The 2,272-nt window shown below is 35.7% G+C and carries 4 protein-coding genes; all 4 read right to left on the bottom strand.

The features are described 5' to 3' along the window. The coding region (pgsA, locus tag AC30RD_RS08530; protein WP_489494075.1) for a CDP-diacylglycerol--glycerol-3-phosphate 3-phosphatidyltransferase at window positions 1–414 on the bottom strand (414 nt) is incomplete at its 3' end. Beyond that, window positions 411–1,178, bottom strand: a complete 768-nt coding sequence (locus AC30RD_RS08525; protein ID WP_489494074.1) for an enoyl-ACP reductase — start codon at window positions 1,176–1,178, stop codon at window positions 411–413. The genes pgsA and AC30RD_RS08525, both read right to left, overlap by 4 nt. Next, window positions 1,175–2,062 (bottom strand): 4-hydroxy-tetrahydrodipicolinate synthase, encoded by an 888-nt coding sequence (dapA, locus tag AC30RD_RS08520; protein ID WP_489494073.1) that lies wholly within the window; start codon window positions 2,060–2,062, stop codon window positions 1,175–1,177. Before dapA ends, AC30RD_RS08525 begins: the two co-directional genes overlap by 4 nt. Further along, window positions 2,062–2,272: hypothetical protein (locus tag AC30RD_RS08515; RefSeq protein ID WP_489494071.1), on the bottom strand; the 211-nt coding region annotated here is incomplete at its 5' end. The genes AC30RD_RS08515 and dapA, both read right to left, overlap by 1 nt.

The following is a 2,272-nucleotide window of genomic DNA, read 5'->3' as shown; positions in this document are numbered from 1 at the left end:
AACGATAGTTTTTATTTTTCCCAAAAAAGAGGCTGCTACCTCTTTTCCTTCGCTAACTGCTGCAACTCTTAGTCCGGTTATAAAAAACTCTCTTGTTAAAATAAGATATATAGCCCAAGGATTTGCTCTATCTAAAACCATTAAACCTAAAAAACCGGCAAGTGTAAGCATTTTGTCCGCTAATGGATCTAAAATTTTGCCAAGCTCGGTTATCTGGTTAAATTCTCTTGCTATATATCCGTCAAAAAAATCGGTAATAGAAGCAAATACAAATAAAAATGCGGCAAAAAAATCCAACCAGGAAGGGTGAATATCCTCAAATATATCTCTATTTACCAAAAACATAAACATAATGGGAGCAATTAAGAGTCTAATAAAAGCTAAGATATTTGGAAGGTTAACAGATTTACTCATTTAAAGCTGCTTCCACCATCTATAATAATTGTTTGACCCGTTATCCAGCTTGCTTCATCACTACATAAAAAATAGCAAGCTCCCGCTAAATCTTCGGGTTTGCCCATCCTTTTAATTGAGGCTCTTTTAATAGTTTCAGCCTTTACCTCTTCATAATTTGGAAAAGCTCTTAATGCGTCAGTATCTATAGGACCTCCGCTTACGGCGTTTACTCTTATGTTTTTTTCGCCAAGTTCGGCTGCGGCATATTTGACCATCGTCTCAACAGCCGCTTTTGAATTTGCATGTCCGGCATAGTTGGGAGTATATACGATATTGCCTGTAGAACTCATAGATATTATACTTCCGCCGCCAACCTTTTGCATTCTTTTTGCTGCTTCTTGTGCACCTACTACAAAAGCCAAAACCGTTGCGGTGTAGATATTGTTAAGTCCTTTTGGTTTTAGTCTCATAAATGGCGCAAAACCTCCAACAACGGCTCTACCGGAAATTATGGCATTTGATATAAAAAAATCGACTCTTTCAAAATCTTCGTCTATCTTTTTAAAAAGATCTTTATATTCGTTTGGCTCTAAAATATTAAGCTTATACGCTTTTGCTTTAATTTTATAATTTTCTTCAAGTTCTTTTGCAAAGTTATTTGCCAACTCTTCATTGGTATTATATGTAAAAGCTATATTTACTCCCTCTTTTGCAAATCTTTCAACTATGGCTTTTCCTATTCCTCTTGTTCCGCCGCTAATTACTAATGTTTTTCCTCTCATTGCACAACCTCATATTTTTTTAATATTTCTTCTATTTTTTTCATATTTTCTTTGTTTGGTGGGGTTAGCGGGAGTCTATACTCTAAATTATCCAGTAAACCCGCAATATACATCGCCGCTTTAATTGGTATAGGATTGCTTTCTATAAAAAGCACTTTGTTTATATCGTAAAGTTCATCGTTTATCATTTTTGCCGTGTCAAACTGACCTGCGATCCCTGCATGAATCAATGTAGAAATTTTATCGGGTAAAAGGTTTGCGGTAACAGATATACAACCCATTCCACCGTTTGCTATAATTGGATAGTTTATTGCATCATCACCGCTAATAACATAAAGGTCCGGTCTTTTTGCAAGAAGTTCAACACATCTTTCGATAGATCCGGTAGCCTCTTTAACTCCGTATATATTATCTACTTCGTCAAATAGTCTAAAAATTGTTTGAGGAGCTATATCTACTGCGGTTCTTCCTGGCACGTTATACAAAAGCACCGGAATATCTACAGAATTAGCTATAGCTTTGTAATGTTGGTATATGCCTTCTTGTGTTGGTTTGTTATAATAAGGAGATACACTCAAAATCGCATCCGCTCCAGCTTTTTGAGCAAAAAGGGCTAAATCTATGGCTTCATGCGTCGAGTTACTACCCGCACCTGCCATAACTTTGGTATCGCTATTTTTACAAACCTCAACGGCTATTTCTATACATCTTTTATGCTCATCATGAGTTAATGTCGCACTCTCTCCAGTAGTTCCAACAGGCACTACAACATCTATCATATTATCAATTTGTCTTTTTATTAATGAAGCATATTTTTCTTCGTCTATTTTGCCGTTTCTAAACGGGGTAATAAGAGCGGTCATCGCACCTTTAAGTTTTTGCATCACTTTTCCTTTCTCAAAATCAAAGTTGTAGAGTTATCTTTATAAAAATATTTTTTTGCGACCTCTTGTAAATCTTTAGGCGTTAGTTTATCAATATTTTCCTCATATTTTAGTAAAGGAAAAGTGATGCAAAAACTTAAAGGTGCGATGACCGCTCCTATTACCCCGTTTAGAAACGGCAAAATAGACGAAGAAAAATATGCTTCATTA

The sequence above is a fragment of the Nitrosophilus sp. genome (assembly GCF_982775275.1).
This window is presented reverse-complemented; position numbering and strand designations above follow the sequence as displayed.